We start from the raw sequence: 21513 nt of genomic DNA on the forward strand, positions 1-21513 counted from the left end.
ACTCCTTATTGCGCCAGGAAATCTTGCGCGAAACGCTGCAAAACACCGCCTGCGTTGTACACGTGAACTTCGTCAGCGGTATCTAAGCGACAAGTAACCGGAACGTCGACTTTTTCACCGTTGCTGCGGGTGATAACCAAGGCTAAATCCGCGCCCGGCTTGATCTCACCAACTACGTCATAAAGTTCCGTACCGTCCAGTTCTAGCGTATTGCGGTTAACTCCCGGCTTAAATTGCAATGGCAGCACGCCCATGCCAACCAAGTTAGTACGGTGAATACGTTCAAAGCCTTCGGCAACGATGGCTTCTACGCCCGCCAGTCGAACACCTTTTGCTGCCCAGTCACGAGATGAACCCTGACCGTAATCCGCGCCGGCGACAACAATCAATGGCTGTTTGCGGTTCATGTAGGTCTCAATCGCTTCCCACATTCGAACCACTTTGCCTTCTGGTTCGATTCGAGCCAGAGAACCCTGCACGACTTCACCGTTCTCTTTCACCATTTCGTTAAACAGTTTCGGGTTAGCAAAAGTCGCACGTTGCGCCGTTAAGTGGTCGCCACGGTGTGTCGCGTAAGAGTTAAAGTCCTCTTCAGGAACGCCCATTTTGGCAAGGTATTCACCAGCCGCGCTGCTCGCCATGATCGCATTCGATGGTGACAGGTGGTCAGTCGTGATGTTGTCGCCCAGAATCGCTAATGGACGCATGCCAGACAGTGTTCTTTCACCCGCCAGCGCACCTTCCCAGTAAGGTGGACGGCGAATGTAGGTACTCATCGGACGCCAGTCGTAAAGCGGACTAGAGCTTTTCTCTGCGTCATCCAGCTTAAACATCTGAATGTAAACTTGCTTAAACTGCTCAGGTTTAACATGATTACCGACAACAGCATCGATCTCTTCGTCACTTGGCCACAAATCATTTAAGTAAATTGGTTTACCGTTTTGGTCAATACCCAGAGCATCGCGCTCGATATCAAAACGAATGGTACCTGCTAACGCATAAGCAACAACCAATGGTGGTGATGCAAGGAAAGCTTGTTTTGCGTAAGGATGGATTCGGCCATCGAAGTTGCGGTTACCAGACAGAACGGCTGTCGCATATAAATCGCGATCAATGATCTCTTGCTGGATTTTTGGATCCAACGCACCACTCATACCGTTACATGTGGTACATGCGTAACCGACGATACCAAAGCCAAGCTTTTCTAACTCTGGTAATAGGCCCGCTTCTTCCAGGTACAAGCGTGCAACTTTAGAACCCGGAGCAAAAGACGATTTCACCCAAGGTTTGCGTACAAGGCCGAGCTCATTGGCTTTCTTCGCTACAAGACCAGCCGCAACCACGTTTCTTGGGTTACTGGTGTTTGTACATGATGTGATAGCTGCAATGATAACTGCACCATCTGGCAACTCGCCTTCTTTTTCTTCCCATGCACCAGAAATACCACGTTGTGCCAATTCAGAAGTTGGCAAACGGCGGTGCGGGTTTGAAGGACCAGCCATGTTACGGCTGACTGATGACAAATCGAATTCAAGTACGCGCTCGTAAACCGCTGTATCTAGACCGTCTGCCCAAAGTCCGGTTTGCTTTGCGTACTTCTCAACTAAGTCAACTTGCTGTTCGTCACGACCAGTCAGTTTTAGGTAGTTGATGGTCTGCTCATCGATGTAGAACATACCCGCGGTTGCACCGTATTCTGGTGTCATATTGGAGATGGTTGCACGGTCACCAATTGTTAGGTCGCGAGCACCTTCACCAAAGAATTCAAGATATGAAGAGACCACACGCTCATTACGCAGAAACTCAGTAATCGCGAGGACAATATCCGTTGCGGTAATGCCTGGTTGACGTTTACCCGTTAGTTTTACACCGACAATATCAGGTAGACGCATCATTGATGGTCGGCCAAGCATTACGGTTTCAGCTTCCAGACCACCAACACCGATCGCGATAACGCCCAATGCATCAACGTGCGGCGTGTGACTGTCCGTACCCACACAGGTATCTGGGTAGGCAATACCCTGCTTCGCTTGCACCACAGGAGACATTTTCTCCAAGTTGATTTGGTGCATGATGCCGTTACCCGCAGGAATCACGCTTACGTTTTCAAACGCTGTTTTACACCACTCGATAAAGTGGAATCGGTCTTCATTACGACGTTCTTCAATCGCGCGGTTTTTGTCGAAGGCATCAGGGTCAAAGCCCGCATGCTCAACCGCTAAAGAGTGGTCGACGATCAGCTGAGTCTCAACCACAGGGTTCACTTTTGCAGGGTCGCCACCTTGATCCGAAATAGCATCGCGCAGACCCGCTAAATCGACTAGAGCGGTCTGACCAAGAATGTCATGACAAACAACGCGTGCTGGATACCAAGGAAAATCAAGATCACGTTTACGTTCAATTAACTGTTTCAGGCTATCCGTCAATGTGTTCGGATCACAGCGACGGACCAGTTGCTCAGCTAGCACGCGGGAGGTGTAAGGGAGTTTTTCATAGGCTCCAGGAGAAATGGCATTGACGGCTTCGCGTGCATCAAAGTAATCCAGTTGAGTTCCCGGAAGCGGCTTACGATATTGGGTATTAATATTTGTGTTCATGGTTTGCTTCCATTCAGTCTGTACATCTTGCCTTCATCAACGTTTTTCCATTGCTCCAGAAACATCGTGATGAGAGGGACTCCTTACTCTGTCAGAGAGAGGTACAAAGGAAGGAGGTGGTCAATCAAAGCGTATGTGCCCTGATTGACCTTCGCGCTAGCGATTCTCGATAGGTACCCATTCTTGATGGTCTGGGCCCGTGTAATCAGCACTTGGGCGAATGATGCGGTTATTGGCACGCTGCTCATAAACGTGTGCCGCCCAGCCCGTTAAACGACTCATCACAAAAATTGGTGTGAACAGCTTGGTTGGAATGTTCATAAAGTGGTAAGCCGATGCATGGAAGAAGTCCGCATTACAGAACAGACCTTTCTCTCGCTTCATCACTGATTCCACACGCTCAGAAACAGCATATAGATGTGTATCACCGACTTGCTGTGACAGCTCTTTCGACCAGCGCTTAATCAACGCGTTGCGAGGATCACTTTCGCGATAGATGGCATGGCCAAAGCCCATGATCTTGTCTTTGTTGGCCAGCATTTTCATGATGTTCGCTTCCGCCTCGTCTGGCGTTTGCCAATCTTCAATCATTTCCATCGCTGCTTCGTTTGCGCCGCCGTGAAGTGGGCCGCGAAGCGTACCGATTGCTGCCGTGATACAAGAATGAATGTCTGACAACGTTGATGCACAAACACGCGCTGCAAAAGTTGATGCGTTGAATTCATGCTCAGCGTAAAGGATTAAGGAACAGTGCATCACTTGCTTGTGTAGCGCTGATGGCTCTTTATCTGTAAGCAATCGTAAGAAGTAACCGCCGATGCAGTCTTCGGTTTGATCTTCTGTATCGATACGAACGCCATCGTGACTAAAACGATACCAGTAGCAGATGATAGCTGGGAAAAGCGCCAGCATACGTTCCGTCGAATGCAATTGCTCATCGAAGCTCATTTCCTGCTCTAGGTTTCCTAACACAGAACAACCAGTACGCATCACATCCATTGGATGAGCAGTAGCAGGAATAAGCTCTAACGCTTGCTTAAGCTCAGTTGGTAAGCCGCGAAGGTTTAAGAGATGTGTCTTGTACGCATCCAGTTCTTTCTGAGTTGGTAAGTGACCGCGTAACAGAAGATGTGCAACTTCTTCAAATTGAGCATTATTGGCAAGGTCAGTAATATCGTAACCGCGATAAGTCAGACCGGTCCCCGTTTTTCCGACAGTACATAAAGCTGTGCTTCCAGCGCTTTGACCGCGTAGGCCTGCACCACCTAACTCTGCTTTTTTTTCTGCAGTTTGAGACATTGTTTGAACTCCTTTTCTGTCTGGCTTTGCCCTCTTTGGAGCGTTTTTTAGCCAGACGAATTTCACGTTATTGAATTAGATAAATTCCGATTATCTTTTCTTGGGCTTCCGTCTATCTTTTCTTTTCCAGCTATTTTCCTTCAGAGAATAGCTGGTCAAGTTTGTCTTCGTAATCGTGGTAGTTCAGGTGCTGATACAACTCTTTGCGTGTTTGCATTGAATCAACCAAAGCTTCCTGATTGCCCACTTCTAGCAAATGCTTGTAAACCGTTTCAGCGGCTTTGTTCATCGCACGGAACGCACTTAATGGGTAAAGCACCATATCGACTTTCGCTTTTGCAAGCTCGTCGCAGCCGTACAGTGGCGTTGCGCCGAACTCGGTAATATTCGCCAGAATAGGAACGTGCTTTCCAGTAGCTTGCTCAAGTGCGTTTGAGAACTGAAGGTACTGATCCAGCTTGGTCATCGCTTCTGGGAAGATCATGTCTGCGCCAGCTTCCACACACGCAATCGCACGCTCAATTGCACCGTCCATGCCTTCAACAGCTAGCGCGTCAGTACGAGCCATAATCACAAAGCTTTCATCATTGCGTGCGTCAACCGCGGCTTTTACGCGATCAACCATCTCTTGCTGGCTGACTATTGCTTTGTTCGGACGATGCCCACAACGTTTCTGTGCGACTTGGTCTTCCATATGAACCGCAGCAGCACCCGCCTTTTCCATTGCTTTGATCGTGCGAGCAATATTAAATGCGCCTCCAAAACCGGTGTCGATGTCGACCAATAGCGGTAAATCACACGCGTTAGTGATGCGATCAACATCGACCAGTACGTCGTTCAATGTTGTAATACCGAGATCCGGCAGTCCGTATGACGCGTTTGCAATACCGCCGCCAGACAAATAAATCGCTTGATGCCCCAAGTTTTTCGCCATCATGGCGCAGTAAGGGTTAATGGTGCCGACAATTTGCAGCGGATTGTTTTGTTCAATGGCGAGTCTGAACTTCGCTCCCGGTGTTAAGCTCATGACGAATTCCTTCTAGTCTTTGTCTAAACTTTCTGTATGTATAATTTGCGATTGGATGAGCTTTCGACTTCCTGAGATGTGTCTTCTCATCAGCATTTCTGCAAGCTCTTCATCGCGATTGCGAATGGCTTCCAGAATGAATTTGTGTTCAGTCAGCGCTTCATTTGGACGAGATTGCGCGCGCGGTGACTGATAGCGGTACATGCGTAACAAGTGGTAAAGCTCGTCGCACAACAGAGAAATCAGCTTGCTGTTTCGGCTTGCTTGGATGATGCGATAGTGAAAATCAAAATCTCCATGCTGATGGAAGTAAGAGGCTCCCTCCACTTGATCGATGTGCTTAGAATGTGTCGACAATAGCATTTCCAAGCTCAAGAGCTCTTCTTGCGTAATATGTCGCGCTGCTAACCTTGCCGCCATACCTTCTAGCGCTTCACGAACCGCATAGAGTTCTATCAGCTTTTCTGGAGAAAAAGTGGTCACTCTAGCCCCGACATGAGGAATACGTTCAATGAGCCCTAGCCCCTCTAAACGCATTAATGCTTCACGCAAAGGGCCACGGCTGACTTGATATTTCTTCGCCAGTTCAGGCTCCGAGATTTTATGACCAGGCTTAACATCGCCATTCACAATGACTTCAATCAGTGTTTCTGTCAGTGTTTCTGACTTGGTGTGCTCTTTCTCAGAACCCAGTACTTTATAACGAGTTTTCAACTCAGAGTTCATACTCAGATACTCACGTTACCGACATCAAAATGTCTACAATTTCTTAACCTGAATATAAAATAGTCGATCAAAGTGTCGACAATCAAGTAAATTGTCGACAATTTAGACTAAGGTCGTAATTTAAATCGATGAAAATCATCTATTACGAGCTAAATTGAGGGGTAATTGCGAAGGAAAAAGCAAATTGTCGACAACTAAACGCCTCTTAACATAATGATATAAAAGAAAAATAATTAAGCTGTCGAACAATTAAGGATACAAAAGGCTATTCTTTAGGTGAAAATTGCTCAAAAACTTGCTGCGATGTCATCTTTTGTGAGGTGGGATTGAGGTCATAATACGCGGGCTTTTCATCGGTAAAGATCTCTAATGAGAGTTTGAAATCTGGATTGTCGAACAAACCAGCGGAGAGAATGTACTCGCCTGTCGGTAACAAATGATAGAAAAGGTTTGTGCCGCATTCGCCACAAAAACCTCTCACCGCCCAGTCAGACGATTGATAACGCTTTGGCTCGGCCCCCTTAAACGTTACGTTAGGACCACAATGCACAGCATGGAGTGCTCCACTCGACCATTTTCGACACATCGAGCAGTGGCATAGACTCACTTCATTCTTAGCATCTGCGATCACTTCAATAGCGCCGCACAAACATGTCCCTTTCATTCTCTGTTTCCTTATTCGTTTGATGTCATTCCATTATGACGCAATTGTTAGCACGCACGCGTGATGTGCAACCAATTTTTCAGCGTGAACTTTATGAACAAAATACCCGTTATGCTCAATATTCTCTTTATCGACGTTTTAAAGACATCGATTTAACACTTAATTAACCTTTGATACATCAGCCTCCAGTTCGAGTTAAAGGCTGAAACAAAAATAAGACTCATCAAAAAATAGAGTCACCAACATAAGGAACGTGAACATGTTAAAGGTAATCAAACCAACGCTCGCCGCATCGATCATCGCAGCTTCATTTTCATTTAACGCTTTTGCTGCTGATGTAGAAAAAATGCATTTCTTGATCCCTGGAGGTGCCGGTGGCGGCTGGGACATGACCGCACGAGGTACAGGTGATGTGCTACTCAAATCAGACATCGTTGAGACGGTATCTTTTCAAAACCTTTCTGGTGGCGGCGGCGGTAAAGCCATTGCGCACTTGATTGAAACGGCAGATCGCCAAGAAGATACGCTGATGGTGAATTCAACACCGATCGTCGTTCGCTCTCTAACAGGTATTTTCCCTCAATCCTTTAGAGATCTCACTCCCGTTGCAGCCACCATTGCGGATTACGGTGCCATCGTAGCCTCTGTTGATTCGCCATACAATTCTTGGGAAGACGTAGTAAAAGCATTTGAATCTAACCCTCGCAAAGTGAAAATTGCGGGTGGCTCTGCTCGTGGTTCTATGGACCACCTCGTCGTTGCCGCCGCATTTAAAGGCGAAGGATTTGATGCGCGTAAAGTTCGTTACATCGCTTACGATGCGGGCGGTAAAGCCATGGCAGCCCTTCTTTCAGGCGAAACTCAACTGCTCTCTACGGGCCTAGGTGAAGTACTGGAGATGTCAAAATCTGGTCAAGTCAAAGTGCTAGCGGTAACTGCACCAAAACGCCTAGAAGCCGCACCAAACATCCCTACGCTAACAGAATATGGTAACGAAACTGTCTTCGCTAACTGGCGTGGATTCTTTGCTGCACCAGGTACTAGCCAAGAAAAGCTGGATGAATGGAATGCAGCATTTACCAAAATGTACAACACTGACGAATGGCAAGTCGTCCGTGACCGCAATGGTTGGATAGACAACTACAAAGCGGACAAAGCGTTCTTCGCGTTCCTTGAAGAGCAAGAGCAGCAAATGGGTGACCTAATGCGCGAGTTAGGCTTCCTAAAGTAACAGTCGAACAGGGTCCCTAAGATTCCAACCTCACCCAATAACGTGAGGTTGGTATTTCCCCAACTGTATTTGCACTCTAAGTTTCACCGTATATGGATATTGTCGACAATCGGCATGCACACTCCTTTGTTTATATACCCAAAGCAGCTCGACTAGCAGCGAAATGCTTAATTGTTAATGGTTTAGTTTATTCATTAACGTCCATATGCGGTCTTTTTTATTTTTGTTAGGAGTTGAATATGTCTCGTTCAACCAACTTTTTCACCAAAGAATATTTGCTCTGTCGTGACCGTGTCGGCGCAATGATCTTTCTACTCTTCTGTCTTTGCTACGGTTATCAAACCTCGCAAATTCCATTGTTCCCTGGTGATGAATACGAACCGTTCACCGCACGTACTTTGCCAACCATCCTGACTTACGTTGGTGCTGGCCTTTCTTTGTTATTACTGGTAACAGGACAACCAGATAAACAAAGTGGCGCGGTGCTGACCTTTAATTGGAAGTTACTGATCGCTTTCTTGGTTTTGATGGCGCTGTACGGCGTGGGCCTGACTTACCTAGGCTTTGTTATAGCTACTGGCTTCTTTTTATTGGCTGGCTTCTATCTGCTGGGGGAAAGACGTAAACCCGTTCTGTTCGGCGCGTCGTTTCCATTCGTGATCGCGTTCTATTTATTACTTACTCAAGGTTTGGACATCTACCTCGAACCGGGTTTGATTTTCACCATCTGGTAGTCAAAGAAAGGACTGAATTATGTTAGATGGAATTCTACAAGGTTTATCCACTGCAGTAATGCCAATGAACATCATGATGGTGATCGTTGGTTGCTTCGTCGGTACATTTATCGGCATGTTACCTGGGCTTGGGCCGATCTCAGCCATTGCTTTGATGATCCCAATTACTTATGGCCTAGAGCCCTCCTCTGGCCTTATTTTGATGGCGGGTGTTTATTACGGTGCGGTATTTGGTGGTTCTACATCGTCGATTTTAATTAACGCGCCGGGTTGTTCTTCAACCGTGGTGACAGCATTCGACGGCTACCCAATGGCTCAAAAAGGCCAAGCAGGTAAAGCATTAGCTTTGGCAGCTTATTCTTCTTTCACTGGCGGTACGCTATCTGCCATTATGTTACTTGTCGCAGCACCAGCATTGGCTAGCGTTTCACTTAGCTTCCAATCGTCAGACTATTTTGCGTTGATGCTGCTTGGGTTATCAGCAGTCGCGGCTTTTGCGGGGAAAGGTCAGGTCATCAAAGCATGGATGATGACCATTCTTGGTTTGATGCTATCTACAGTTGGTATCGATAAAGGCGTAGGCGTTGAACGCTTTACCTTCGGTTTGACGGATTTAATGGATGGCTTTAGCTTCTTGTTGCTTGCAATGGCGACATTCGCACTGGGTGAAACATTGATGGGCATTCTTAAACCATCAAAAGACACCAGCGATGAAGAACAGGAAAAGCTGAGTAACATTGGCTCAATGAAAGTGACCAAGGAAGAAATCAAAGATGTTGCGCCTGTTTCAATTCGCTCTTCAATATTAGGTTTCTTCACTGGCGTTCTTCCTGGCGCAGGAGCAACCATTGCTGCTTTTTTAAGCTATGGTATGGAGCGCAACCTCGCACCTAAAGAGAAAAAGGAAGAGTTCGGTAAAGGCAGTATCCGTGGTTTGGTCGCGCCAGAGTCAGCGAACAACGCAGCGTCTAGTGGTTCATTTGTTCCACTGCTAACGCTTGGCATTCCAGGTTCTGGTACGACAGCTATTATGCTCGGCGCGCTGATCGCTTACGGTATTCAGCCTGGCCCTCGCCTGTTTGTTGAGCACCCAGACGTGTTCTGGTCGGTGATCATTTCCATGTACTTCGGCAACATCGTACTCGTGATCCTGAACTTACCGTTGATTCCGTACATCTCAAAGCTTTTGGCGGTGCCTAGAACGGTACTTCTGCCGATGATTTTATTCTTCTCAATCACCGGAGTTTATTTGGTCTCATTCAATACCATGGATGTGTTCGTGATGCTGATTGTCGCTATGGCTGCCATTGCACTTCGACTCGCTAACTTCCCACTTGCGCCTTTATTGCTGGGTTTCATCCTTGGGGGATTAATGGAAGAGAACTTACGCCGCGCATTAATGATTTCAGACGGCGAATTGAGTTTCCTATGGGAGCGCCCTATTACCCTTACCTTTACTGTTTTGGCCGTATTGGTACTGGCAAGTCCACTAATCGTAAAGCTGATTCAAAAGTTTAAAGCACAACCAGTGAGCGTTGAGCAGTAATAACTGTCTCTTACAACCTAGATAAAGCCATCCATCGCGATGGCTTTTCTTTCTCCTATCAAATCGTTCACTTATTAAGCAAAACAATATTGACAAGTCATCGCCTATATATAAGAGTAGTTGCATGAATACACACTTAGCACAACTTAACCAACGAATTATCATCATTCCATAGGAATGGTGGGATATTTGATGCGCTCAATATTTATCGAACCCACCCATAGCGGTGGGTTTTCTGTTTCTACCGTATGGGGAATACTCTCTTGGAGACGGTCACATGCAAAAAATAGCAGTTTTTGGTAAACCCGGCAGTGGAAAATCGACGGTAAGTAAAGCAATCGCGTCTGCTACCGGTCTCCCTCTTCATCAATTAGATTCAATAGTCTATAAACCAAACGGTGAGCCCGTTGAGCGTAACGTTTTTGATGAAGCACATAGCAATATACTTAGCTCAGATCGTTGGATTATAGATGGTCTGGGGCCTATCAGCTCTTTTAATGCTCGTTTAGATGCAGCCGATACTCTCGTTTATATTGATCTACCATACTCCGCAAGCTATTGGTTTGTGACGAAACGTCTCCTTAAAGGGCTATTCATTAAACCCGAAGGTTGGCCTGATGGCAGTTCGGTATTGAAAGGGACATTACAAAGCTACAAAGTTCTTCAGCAATGCCCTGCATTCTGGAATGATGACTTTATGTCTCGTCTCGAAGGGTACTCTCAAAGTAAAACCGTTCATGTCATCAAAAACGTCACAGAACTGAACAATTTTGTTTTAGAGCGGGTAAAGTAAACTTCATATCAGAACACTAGAGCATGTGGGATGGGCCATCTAAAGCTCTAACAATGAAAAAGAACATAACAAGGATTGTTTATGCTTTTAGAACTAGCGCTTTTATTCGTTGCCGGCGTAGTTGGTGGGATCATTAACTCCATTGCGGGAGGCGGAAGCTTTATTACTTTTCCGGCCCTATTGGCGGTTGGTGTGCCTCCAATTATGGCCAACGCAACAAATACTTATGCTTCATGTGCAGGGTACATTAGCGGAGCCGTTGGCTTCAGAGAAGAGATCATGAAGAACAAGCAAGAACTGTTGTTCACAGTCTCATTCAGTTTAGTAGGTGGCGCTGTCGGAGCATATCTGCTGCTCAACACACCAGAATCGCTATTTTTGGAAGCCATTCCTTGGCTACTATTGTTTGCCACCGTGCTTTTCTTGACTGGTTCTCGTTTAACAATGCTTATCAAAACTGTCGCGAAAGAGCACAAACACGCAGGAATACTCGGAGCAATCGCTTTGGGTCTATTACTTGTTGGTGTCTCTGCTTACGGTGGTTTTTTCAACGCAGGTTTAGGGGTTATTGTTCTGAGTTATCTGGTAGTAGCGGGTCACCAAGACATTAATTTAATGAACGGTTTGAAATTGCTGGTATCTACGTGTGTTTCACTCATTGCTATCGTGATATTTGTTGCGAATGGTTCCATTGACTGGCGCACAGGTAGCGTTGTTTTGGTCGGTACGTTGGTGGGTGGTTATCTTGCCGCTCGTGTATCTCGTCAACTTAATCCCAATCATGTTAAAGGGTTTGTTGCTCTTTCTTCTATTCTGATCACTATCTACTTTTTCATTGATGTTTATGCTTAAGTAAAACTTGCACAAGTAGATAACACCCCAACAAAAAACGCCATCGCGAAAGATTAATGCTGATCGCTTAACGATGTTTTTGTGTCATTCCAGCGAGCCTTGGCGTGACTAGGTATCTAATAGCAGTACGCTGAGCGGCTAATGAAACAATTTTGACCATAAAGGGCTCGGATAGAAGATCCTGTATCACGCTCCTCCGTCGCTGTACAGGATGACGAGAGATAGAAATATGCCACTCGCTGTTAAACGAGTGGCATTAATCGAGAAAGATGGCGTTTTACATCAATAAGAAGAGAAAGTAACGGTTACTTAATCAGCCCTACTTCTTTGTAGTATTTGAGCGCACCTGGGTGAAGAGGCGCAGATAAACCGTCTTTTACCATTTCCTCTTTCTTCAAGTTCGCAAACGCTGGGTGGAGACGGCGGAAATCATCGAAGTTTTCAAATACCGCTTTAACCACGTTATAAACCACATCTTCTGGTACAGCAGTAGAGGAAACAAACGTCGCACCCACACCAAAGGTTTGAACATCACTATCTGTGCCACGATACATACCACCCGGTACATTTGCGACACGGTAGAAGCTATTGTCTGCAACCAATTTTTCTACATTAGGTCCAGCTACCGTTACGATATTACTATCACACGACGTAGTGGCTTCTTTAATCGCTCCACTTGGGTGACCAACGGTATAAATCATCGCATCAATTTTGTTATCACAAAGTGCTTTTGATTGCTCTGCTGCTTTTAACTCAGACACAAGCTTAAAGTCATCGTTACTCCAGCCATACTGGCTCATTAACACTTCCATGGTGCCTCGTTGACCTGAGCCAGGGTTACCAATGTTGACGCGCTTACCTTTCAAATCATCAAAAGTTTTGATGTTCGCGTCTTTACGTGCAACGACAGTGAACGGTTCTGGATGAACGGAGAATACGGCGCGTAGTTCTTTAAAAGGCCCGCTTTCCTTAAACTTACTGGTTCCTTTGTAAGCATGATACTGCCAGTCTGATTGAGCGATACCGAGATCCAATTCACCAGCACGAATAGTGTTGATGTTATAAATCGATCCCCCAGTACTTTCTACCGAACAACGGATACCGTGATCTTCTCGCGATTTGTTAACCAAGCGACAAATTGCTCCACCAGTCGGATAATAAACCCCTGTTACGCCACCAGTACCAATCGTGACAAACGTTTCTTCCGCAGACGCAGAAAAGCCAGTTGTGAGTGCCGCTAAAGAAGCAGCAAGTGCGATTTGCTTAAACTTAAACATTGAACATCCTTTTTACCTGTGTTGATGACCGTTTAAGTATAGCAACCGTTAACAATTTGATAACGTTTGAGTTCTCATCCTTGCAGATTGGCTTAGCAATCACCATTTTTATCAGCATATTCTGCCATCATACAAGGCTCTATATAAGATGTAAGCGCAACCCGTATCGCATAGAAAATTAAATCTTTTTAAAATTTTTCATTTATGAAATGTTTAGACAGACATATCTATTCGAAATTATCTATTAAATAGAAACAATCAGGTCAATTACAATAATCTTGTTAAACAACCTTTACTCTATATTAATATGATGAATTATAACTCCAGACAAAAGACATGAGGCACTTGAAATAAACAAGACGAAAGAGAGAACAAATAATCGTTTAATATGCTTTGGAACTTTATCTCTCTTCTCTAGCATTTTATACCGTTTCGCATGAAACTTGCTCAGAAAGACAGTGCCATATTGTAGGACACCTTGACCTGATAAGAATATATTCAGAGTGTAGTATCGGACTCCATTATCAAGAGTATCTTCAAGATACTTCAACCAGTTGGATTTCAAATAAATAACAAACAAAACCCAAGTGAATATACCTAAAATTCCAACCGTAGTCAGATAAATAACTAAATCTGATGCTAAACTGATATCTTCCATCTTCGACTACTTATTAAGTTGAGTTTTATATAATTCTGTTCCCAAATACTCACCAGTCGAACCGCCATATTTTCCTTTTAAGTACTCCCACTACAAAAAACACTTTTTGTGAGTAATAATGACACTCTAACTCAATTTTATGCAACAAAGCCACTATGGAGTGATAACTTTGAGCTGAGTTCAACAAAAACAACAACTTCGATGCAAGATAAATCTCTTTTAGCAAGGTAATTAAATTATTGATGATTATTAAGGAAGTGGGATAGAGCAAATCCCTAACTACGTTATATTGTGTTACAAAACAATTCCTCAGTAAGTATCAATATCTAGTTGTTAGCTTAGATAACTGAAACAAAAAAAGCGTTGTATAAACAACGCTTTGTAGTTAGTAAGATGGACGGTTACACCGTTGGGACTGACGCTCGCCACGCTTGGTTCTGACTATCTGAGATAGAGCGGAACAAGTCACGTAGTTCTTTCAATAAGCCTTCTTGGAAACCAATGTTTTCATCGGCTTTCTGTTTGGCTGCTTGTGCGCGAGTCGCTTGCACTTCATCATCTTTGCTGCGCGCTTGCGCTTTGGTTTGCTCTACATTCGATGCAGAGTTTGCCATCTGGCCCAAAGCTTGAAGAATGGCGTTCTTCGCTTGGTTTGAACTCATCAGCTTATCGAACTTACGGCCACCACTTGTCAGCTGTGCTGTCGTGTCCGCGATATTGTCTTTTGCTAGTGAGTGCGCACGCTTAACCTGATCTTGCTGAGTTTTAGATAATCCATTGTTATTCATCAACTCTTCTGCTTGTTCAAAGCCTGCTTTTTGCGTTTTCAGTACATTATTGCTCGCCATTTCATTCTTGATTTCTTTCCCTGCTTTGAAAGAACCAAGGGCACCAATAATTGCGGTAGCACCCGCTAATACACCCGAAACGACTGCCATCGCGATCATCGCACTTGCCGAGTTGTTTAGTTCTGCCGCTTGGCTTTCTAAACTCGCGACGTTTGCTTCAACAGCAATTTCACGTTGTAGCACTTGCTGCTCACGGCTCAGCTTTGATACTTGATACAACAATGTTAATAGCGTCAACGATTGTGATACCGCATCTGATGGTGACTTGATCACCTCTTCACCGTTAAGCGCTTTCATTGTTGTACTCATTAGCGAACTGACCGTCGGTGCAAGAGCGTTCATTAAGTTTGCAACAACTTGAGCTTGGTTGCTCACCGCTGGTGCTTTAGGTGCATCTAATTGGTGGCGCGCTCCACCATAAACACCTGATTCACTTTGGCTTTTAATAGCGCCCGCTTCAAGCTTTGTTTCTGGTGCTTTTTCTGCTTTGTTTGTTTTTATAGTGTCGCCTAAACCATACAGTTCGCCGCGTCCCGTTCCGCCTACTTTATCTAGCATAATAAACTCCTTATACCGTTGCAGGACGGCTTAACACCGTTTGCATGGTTTCACTTTTCGCTTGGATCATTTGCATGATGACGCTCATCAGCTCTTGGAAATCTTCCATCAACTTGCCAATTTCTTCTTTAAGCTTGTCGATGACGGCCTGGCTTAAGGTCATTTTGGCGCGAAGGTCCGTGATATCTGCCTGAATCTCAGTTACGTGAGCATTGTTAGCAGCATGGACACTGTCTGTTGCGCCTTTACCCACGTTGACGGCAATATCGACGGTTTCTGCGCCATAACGAATCGCTTTCGCTGTTGTTGTCGCAGCTTTTGAGCCCATGTCCGCTACTTTAGAAGCCATGTTCGCTACTTTCGCAATACTGCCAGCCACCGCGCCACCGAAAGTCACGGCTGCGCCGATAAGGGCGACAGCAATTTCTAACCCCATCACCACTTTGTTTAGCACATCGACATTTACGCCCGCTTCTTTTAGCGCATCTTGAACGGCTGGCTCTTGCAGCGCCATGCTCACAGCTCCCATGACGCCACCAGCGATCATAAGCGCACCGGCTGCGGCACCAACACCCGTTGCCACCATCACAGCACCAACAACAATAGAAACCACCGCACTGATCCAACCAAAGATCTTCGCTGCTAAGCCTGATTTTTGGGCTTCTTTTGCAGCGGCTTCCGATTCTTTGATTTTGTCTTGGTTTTCCACCATCTCTTTTTCGTGCTTAGCTTTTGCGACCTTCACTTCCTGAATTTTCAGCTCGTTTTGAGCACTTTTCAGTTTATCCGTGATAGCAGCAAGCTCTACTTCAAAATCATCAGCAGAACCTGCGATGATTTTGACTGCAATCGAACCTGTTTGATCTGCAACTGCATGGAGAGATTTTGCAATGGTATCGACGATCTTTTGCAGCTGTGCCATGGCTTTTAGCGTCAAATCATTCACTTTGTCGCTAACAGCTGCGTTAGGTGCATCTAACTGAACTTTCACTTTTCCAGTGTTCAGTACATCTGCATCTTTACTCTTCACGTTTTCTACCGTCACAGAAGGCGTCGCTGTAGACGCCGTTTTCTGCACGTTATCTAACGTGGTTTGGCCAGATTCAGGGCTATAAACCTGTGTCTGGATGCGGTCAAGTGCAATAGAACTCATAGTCTAATTACTCCTTTTTATTTCTCACCGCTTCTAACATGATGCCTGCACGCTCATGCAAATCTGTATATTGTGATTTTCCGGCAGACATCTCCTTCGCGCTGTAAAACCCACTCTCTGCTTCTGTCAGTTGTTCCAGTTTCAGGTGACATTCAGCAGAGTGAAAAGGTGGGCGTGGATCATTTACGTCCACTAGCGCTGCGTAGCTGTAGGCGTCTATTGCCTGCAGATACTCACCCAACTCCTGACGAGCCGCGCCAAGGCCAATGAAAAATCGCGCCTGATAATGATCAAGCATGCTGAGTAATTGAAATACTTTCGCTGCTTGCTCAATCTTTCCCGATTGGAAAAAGTTGTAACCTACGGCATAAATGTGTTCGATGGTGTCCTGAGACACATCGTGCAACATTTTTAGCGTGCCTCCCTCTTCCAGAAAAGACAGCAGCTCTTCTGCTTGCATTTGGGATGGATCGGTCGCGTTTGTTTTAGTCATGGTTGGTTATCCTTAAATGGCTCGTAGGATTTCTTGTAAAATACTGTGGTACTTCTGAACAAACTTGTTCATCGCTTCAACGGTAGAGTTGTATTGAGAACTGGTGTCGTTCAGCTCAGTGGTTTTGATTTGCACTTCATCGTTAAGCAACTTGGATTTAGCACTGACAGAACTAGAAAAATTAGACAGTTTTTTCGACTTCTCTTCGTCTTGGTACGACGCACCATCACCGATAGTAATACCTTGTTTTTGAAGGAAGTCTCGATGGTTTGTTATCTTATTATCCGTCAAATACTTGTACTCAGGTGAAGCTTCGAAATCCGTTTGATTGCTGTAGTTAAAGTCACTCGCTTTGAAGTTACTTTCTGGATCTCCCGGTTTATAAACTCCATCAACACTTTGCGTAGAGTGAATTTTCGACTGAACAACACCAAAGATTTTTAGTTGCACGGTTAAATCTTGCAGTGCTTCCTTTTGCTCGTTACGTTTTTCTAAGCGATTTACGCGACGCTCGTTTAAGGCAAACAGCACGCGCTCATCAAAACGGTCTCCAATGCTAGACTCAACAACGGCCAACAAATCACGAGCCGTTAGAGAGTGCTCTGCTCTCACCTCGCGATCCGCTTTCTCTTTATCGGTGATATTGAGTAGACGCTCTTTCAATGCCCCTAAGTTCTTGCGCAATGCCTCATACCGCTCGGTAAACGAAGCCCCGGTAGATTCACCTTTTACTATTTTTTCAAACTGTAATCGGATGTCTCGTTCGGTGTTTTCTTTGATCAAATTAACTTGAGCTGCCGTTATTTGTGTCTTTTGGACATCGTCTATCGCGCTGTCTTGGTAAAAGTTGTCGATTTCTATCTTTGTTAAACTCACGGCGAAGTTGGCGAACAAGCCAGAAAGAGTCAAAGGTTCGGTTCCGCCAATGACAGTATTAAGTGCTGCTTTTAGGTTGTTTGTTCCAGCCGCATCTCCATAAGCTGCGCTATATTGGCCTTTCACTTGAGCGGCCATTTCATCTAACGCTTCTTTAAGCTGCTGTTTAGAAATACCAGGAGTCCAGGTAATTCTGTTAGCTAGCGCACTTGCGTCATCGGTGCTTAAAGTAATACCGATGCCTTGAAAACTACTTTTTAATTGAGCTGAGACTTGAAGAGCGAAACTCTCTTTAGTCAACAGAAAGTCCGAGCTCTTCAGTTGCGCGAGATTAACGGAACCTAAACCACTAAAGGCATTGCGAAGAAAAGAAATAGAAGCATCTCTCACTTCACGGGAGCCCATTTGATTAGCAAGCTCTGCAACAAAAAGAGAAATTTCTTTGGTGGCATTAACCAGTTCTGTCTCGGAGAGGTTAGCGATCTGCTCCGCTTGGTTACTCTGAGTCCCCAAATTAAATTGACTAACAAACTCCGTAGATAACGAGCTATCTACGCTTTCCGTCAGTAACTTACTAAACCAAGCTTGAAACTGATTTGATAGTGTTTGGTTTGTTTGAGCATTGAACTCGGCTGCGGTTAATTCGCCATCTAAGTTAGCACTTTGTAGCGACTTTATCCAAACAGATGCGGTGTCGATCAATGATATATCAGCAAATGCGTTATTTTTCGCTTTTAGGTTTTCAAGTGTATCAACATAAAGCGCGATGCTTTGTGATTCCGTTTGTCCCGAGATAGTTGGCAATGAAGAGATTAGAGAGGCAAGTTGCTGAGTCTCTGCTTCACCCAGTACAGGGGTAAATGCCTCTATCAAGTTTTGTTGGAAAGTGGGTAATGGTGCACTACTTGCAGCTGTGTCTGTTGCTCCTGTCGTAGAGCCAGTCGTTTTCATATTCGTCATTTCCAAACCTCTAAATCATCATGCCGCGCATCACTGTGGGACGCTTTCTACGTTTACCTGACGTACCTTGTAGCTGATTTTGTTGTTGCCGGCGGCGCTGGACTTCGTCTATTAGCTCTTGCTCTGCACGTTTCATGGTATTTACTGGCGCTTTTATGCCGCCAAGTAAAACATCACCCGCAACAGGACCAACACCTAAGCCTTCCAATAGCTCGTTAAAAATATCGGTTCTGTCTTCAGCTTTTCTAATGGCAAGCTCAGCGTTCTCAATCGCATCGGTAAACGGTTGCTTCATCTTGATTCCTATCTTAAAGCGGGTCATCTCATCGGTGCTGTCAGTAACAGTCGTGAGTTTTTACTTTTTCAATTTTTTCAAAGGTCTATAATCTGCTAGGCGTAAACAGTACCAGTCTTCTAGCTCATCATGGCTTGCACCGCATGCTTTTAGATAGAACTGTGCCAATCGCTGGCTGCTCATGTTGCTACCACGTAACACATCGACGTTGCCGCGAATGACCCAATCGGAGGGATAAAGTTGAATGGCATGTTCAGCCAAGAGAAATAAGCCGGCAAAGGGGTTACTCAACCCCAATTTTGGACGAACGCGTTTCAGAAGAACGATGATGATTTCACCGTCCTCCACCCGAAAAACGAGCTCTAAGCCCTCAACTTCAATTCGATAACCAAGTTGAATTTCACTTTTTTGCCAAAAGTATGGCGTCACTTCGATCCCCGCTTGCGCAAGCGAGAGTATTAGTTTTGTTTTCATTACATCCCCACCCTTCCAAGTGGCTGAATATTGATTTGCTGGGTTAGTTCTTGAAATGACAAAACGGGCAGATCGTAGTATTCCGATTCAATAAGCTTTCGCACATATCGGCGTACATCCATAGACACAACTAGCACAGGTTTATTCGGCATGCGGCTTAAGTCACCAATGGTCTGTTTCACATCACTCACAAATTGTTGAGTTACAGACGGGTCTAACGCCAAGTAGCTCCCTGCTGAGGTTTGACGAATACCGCTGCGTATTGTGTCTTCGAGACTTTGATCCAATAAGTAAGCGGGCAACATGTTTTGTCCGCTCGCGTATTTGTAGCAAATGTAACGTTTTAAGCTGGAACGAATGTACTCCGTCAGCTGTACAACATCTTTCTCTTTTTGGCCCCACTCAACCATCGCTTCCAAGATCACGCGAAGGTTTCGGATAGAAATGTCTTCAGAAACCAAGCGTTGCAAGATTTCCGTCATTTTTTGCAACGGAACAATACGCTGGGCCTCTTTAACGAGCTCCGAATAACTGCCTTCCATCTGCTCCAATAGATAACGCGTCTCCTGAATACCAATAAAGTCTTGTGCGTACTCCTTGAGAACATGAGACAAGTGGTACGTTAAAATCCTGTCGGGTGTGAGAAAACCGACATGACTGGCTATGAGTTTTTGCTCATAACTCTGTGCCACCCAAATGCTAGAAATACCAGGTAGAAAATCTTCATCTTGCTCATAAGGCACGCCTAATAAATCGATCTGTTCATTCCCTTCTGTCACCAAGAGTTGGTCTTTTACAATTCGTCCTCGTGCAACCGGAACTTCTTGTAACTGAATTAAATATTCGCCATTTTGCATCCCCTCGTTAAAACGCAGGTGGATACCTGGGAAAGGCACGCCGAGGTCGAGATATAGTGCGCGCCTCACCCTTGCTAGCTCTTCATTTAATGCGACCGCTTCCAAGCTTTCCTGAAGGCTCGCGTCAAGATCAATCAAGAGTGGGACCGTCATGGCGAACTCTTCTTGCTCACCTAACTTGCCTTTACTGTTTCTAGATGGGGTTGGTTTGCTTGGCTTCGCTGCTGGTGAACCCGCCCCTTGCGAAACAAAGCTTGATAAGTCGGTACTATCTGATTCCGCCTGTTTTTTCTGTTGATAGAAAAGGAAGAAACCACCACCACCAACCACTGTGGCCAAGACCAGAAAAGTAATTTTTGGAAAACCAGGAATCAGTGCGAACAGCACCAAAAGCACACCGCCAATGAGGAGTGCACGCGGCTGAGCAATGACCTGACCACCAATGTCCGAGCCGAGATCAGAAGAATCTTCATGAGATACACGCGTCACGATAATACCGGCCGTAATCGCGATAAACAGCGCCGGAATTTGCGATACCAAACCATCACCAACGGTCAAAATCGCAAACAACTCAAGTGCTTCAGAAGCACTCATGCCTTTTTGCGTTACCCCGATCGTGACGCCACCTAAGATGTTGACCACAATGATGACCAAACCAGCAATGGAGTCGCCTTTAACGAACTTCATCGCGCCATCCATCGAGCCATACATTTGGCTTTCTTTTTCAATCAGTGATCGTCGGTGTCGAGCTTCGTGTACGTCAATCACCCCAGCGCGCATGTCACCGTCAATACTCATCTGCTTACCAGGCATGGCATCAAGTGAGAATCGCGCACTAACTTCTGCAACCCTCTCCGAGCCTTTGGTGATCACCATAAACTGGACAATAGTAATGATCAGGAAAACAACAATACCGACCACTAAGTTACCGCCCACGACAAAGTTACCGAAGGTATAAACGATTTGACCAGCATCGCCTTGCAGCAAGATCAAACGGGTTGTCGTGATGGATAAAGACAAACGAAACAATGTCGTGATCAGTAGCACTGCGGGAAATGCAGAGAACTCAAGCGGCGTAGTGATGTAAATCGCTAACATAAGCAGCACCACCGCAATGCTCATGTTGGTGCCAATCAGCACATCCACCAGCGCGGTAGGCAGTGGCAATATCATCATAAAGACGATCGCGAGCAACATCACAGCAAGCATAATGTCTTTACGTTGCCCTACCTTGTTTAAAATATCGATCAACTTATTCATGTGATTCACTATTTAAAGATTGCAGATAGCGTCGGTGCGCTTGGCGTGCCCCATCGACGTCATTTTGTTTCCAACGAGCTTGGCTTAAGCAAAACCAAAGTCCTGCCGAATCAGGTTTAAGGTCGGATTTTAATAAGTGCTCACATACCTCAACCGCACGGGCATATCGACCACTTTGTAAACACGCCACTGCGAGCGTTTGCATCGCCTCTTTGTGTTGCGGGTCTATCTCTAAAACCGCATCGAGAATAGAGATAGCATGCTCTGGCTTTTGGTATTGAACTTGTAGTGCAGCGTGAACAAGCAACAGTTCAATGTCTTTGGATCTCAACATG

19 protein-coding genes are annotated in these 21513 nt (G+C 45.3%); 5 read left to right on the forward strand and 14 right to left on the reverse strand.

Annotated features, from left to right (window positions below; genetic code table 11):
• Positions 1 to 5 precede the first annotated feature (5 nt).
• The 5 genes from acnD to ACZ5ZC_RS15825 all read right to left on the reverse strand — a co-directional run bounded on the left by acnD (position 6) and on the right by ACZ5ZC_RS15825 (position 6313).
• Positions 6 to 2597 carry a Fe/S-dependent 2-methylisocitrate dehydratase AcnD gene (gene acnD, locus ACZ5ZC_RS15805; protein WP_464932094.1) on the reverse strand — a complete coding sequence of 864 codons (2592 nt, stop codon included), beginning with the start codon at positions 2595 to 2597 and terminating at the stop codon, positions 6 to 8.
• A gap of 156 nt (positions 2598 to 2753) precedes the next feature.
• Complete coding sequence (gene prpC / locus ACZ5ZC_RS15810; protein WP_464932095.1) at positions 2754 to 3896, reverse strand: bifunctional 2-methylcitrate synthase/citrate synthase; 1143 nt, start codon at positions 3894 to 3896, stop codon at positions 2754 to 2756.
• Positions 3897 to 4026: 130 nt separating this feature from the next.
• Complete coding sequence (prpB, locus tag ACZ5ZC_RS15815) at positions 4027 to 4923, reverse strand: methylisocitrate lyase (RefSeq protein WP_176319610.1); 897 nt, start codon at positions 4921 to 4923, stop codon at positions 4027 to 4029.
• Between the two features lie 12 nt (positions 4924 to 4935).
• Positions 4936 to 5649: a GntR family transcriptional regulator gene (locus ACZ5ZC_RS15820; protein WP_005395069.1), complete on the reverse strand. Its 714-nt coding sequence runs from the start codon at positions 5647 to 5649 to the stop codon at positions 4936 to 4938.
• A gap of 265 nt (positions 5650 to 5914) precedes the next feature.
• Positions 5915 to 6313, reverse strand: a complete 399-nt coding sequence (locus tag ACZ5ZC_RS15825; protein WP_053807462.1) for a GFA family protein — start codon at positions 6311 to 6313, stop codon at positions 5915 to 5917.
• A gap of 259 nt (positions 6314 to 6572) precedes the next feature.
• Between ACZ5ZC_RS15825 and ACZ5ZC_RS15830 the strand changes: the two genes are divergently transcribed.
• From ACZ5ZC_RS15830 to ACZ5ZC_RS15850, 5 genes are all read left to right on the forward strand, one after another.
• Positions 6573 to 7544, forward strand: a complete 972-nt coding sequence (locus tag ACZ5ZC_RS15830) for a tripartite tricarboxylate transporter substrate binding protein (RefSeq protein WP_005395072.1) — start codon at positions 6573 to 6575, stop codon at positions 7542 to 7544.
• A gap of 239 nt (positions 7545 to 7783) precedes the next feature.
• Complete coding sequence (locus ACZ5ZC_RS15835; RefSeq protein WP_048626438.1) at positions 7784 to 8278, forward strand: tripartite tricarboxylate transporter TctB family protein; 495 nt, start codon at positions 7784 to 7786, stop codon at positions 8276 to 8278.
• A 19-nt stretch (positions 8279 to 8297) separates the two neighbouring features.
• Positions 8298 to 9824 carry a tripartite tricarboxylate transporter permease gene (locus tag ACZ5ZC_RS15840; protein WP_048626439.1) on the forward strand — a complete coding sequence of 509 codons (1527 nt, stop codon included), beginning with the start codon at positions 8298 to 8300 and terminating at the stop codon, positions 9822 to 9824.
• A 277-nt stretch (positions 9825 to 10101) separates the two neighbouring features.
• Complete coding sequence (locus ACZ5ZC_RS15845) at positions 10102 to 10617, forward strand: P-loop NTPase family protein (protein WP_065646435.1); 516 nt, start codon at positions 10102 to 10104, stop codon at positions 10615 to 10617.
• A gap of 81 nt (positions 10618 to 10698) precedes the next feature.
• On the forward strand, positions 10699 to 11469 hold the full coding sequence (locus ACZ5ZC_RS15850) for a sulfite exporter TauE/SafE family protein (RefSeq protein WP_005395076.1): 771 nt from the start codon (positions 10699 to 10701) through the stop codon (positions 11467 to 11469).
• Positions 11470 to 11774: 305 nt separating this feature from the next.
• Here the strand turns inward: ACZ5ZC_RS15850 and ACZ5ZC_RS15855 are convergent, their stop codons facing one another.
• The 9 genes from ACZ5ZC_RS15855 to vscY all read right to left on the reverse strand — a co-directional run bounded on the left by ACZ5ZC_RS15855 (position 11775) and on the right by vscY (position 21512).
• Complete coding sequence (locus ACZ5ZC_RS15855) at positions 11775 to 12746, reverse strand: TAXI family TRAP transporter solute-binding subunit (protein ID WP_006741544.1); 972 nt, start codon at positions 12744 to 12746, stop codon at positions 11775 to 11777.
• A 1059-nt stretch (positions 12747 to 13805) separates the two neighbouring features.
• Positions 13806 to 14810: a type III secretion system translocon subunit VopD gene (vopD, locus tag ACZ5ZC_RS15860; RefSeq protein ID WP_054867034.1), complete on the reverse strand. Its 1005-nt coding sequence runs from the start codon at positions 14808 to 14810 to the stop codon at positions 13806 to 13808.
• Between the two features lie 10 nt (positions 14811 to 14820).
• Positions 14821 to 15963: a type III secretion system translocon subunit VopB gene (gene vopB / locus ACZ5ZC_RS15865; RefSeq protein ID WP_054867033.1), complete on the reverse strand. Its 1143-nt coding sequence runs from the start codon at positions 15961 to 15963 to the stop codon at positions 14821 to 14823.
• A gap of 7 nt (positions 15964 to 15970) precedes the next feature.
• Positions 15971 to 16456, reverse strand: a complete 486-nt coding sequence (gene vcrH, locus ACZ5ZC_RS15870; protein WP_054867032.1) for a SycD/LcrH family type III secretion system chaperone VcrH — start codon at positions 16454 to 16456, stop codon at positions 15971 to 15973.
• Positions 16457 to 16468: 12 nt separating this feature from the next.
• Entirely contained in the window at positions 16469 to 18292 is a 1824-nt protein-coding gene (locus ACZ5ZC_RS15875) for a virulence-associated V antigen (RefSeq protein WP_464932096.1), read from the reverse strand.
• A gap of 10 nt (positions 18293 to 18302) precedes the next feature.
• Positions 18303 to 18587, reverse strand: coding sequence for an LcrG family type III secretion system chaperone (locus ACZ5ZC_RS15880; protein ID WP_054867031.1), 285 nt, complete (start codon positions 18585 to 18587; stop codon positions 18303 to 18305).
• A gap of 60 nt (positions 18588 to 18647) precedes the next feature.
• The gene (locus ACZ5ZC_RS15885) at positions 18648 to 19061 is read right to left on the reverse strand and encodes an LcrR family type III secretion system chaperone (protein ID WP_161445430.1); all 414 of its coding nucleotides are present in this window, start codon (positions 19059 to 19061) and stop codon (positions 18648 to 18650) included.
• The gene (gene vcrD / locus ACZ5ZC_RS15890; protein ID WP_464932097.1) at positions 19061 to 21187 is read right to left on the reverse strand and encodes a SctV family type III secretion system export apparatus subunit VcrD; all 2127 of its coding nucleotides are present in this window, start codon (positions 21185 to 21187) and stop codon (positions 19061 to 19063) included. The genes ACZ5ZC_RS15885 and vcrD overlap by 1 nt, the downstream gene beginning before the upstream one ends.
• The gene (gene vscY, locus ACZ5ZC_RS15895; RefSeq protein WP_005395110.1) at positions 21171 to 21512 is read right to left on the reverse strand and encodes a type III secretion system chaperone VscY; all 342 of its coding nucleotides are present in this window, start codon (positions 21510 to 21512) and stop codon (positions 21171 to 21173) included. The genes vcrD and vscY overlap by 17 nt, the downstream gene beginning before the upstream one ends.
• Position 21513 lies beyond the last annotated feature (1 nt).

Source organism: Vibrio sp. JCM 18905 (genome assembly GCF_055393305.1).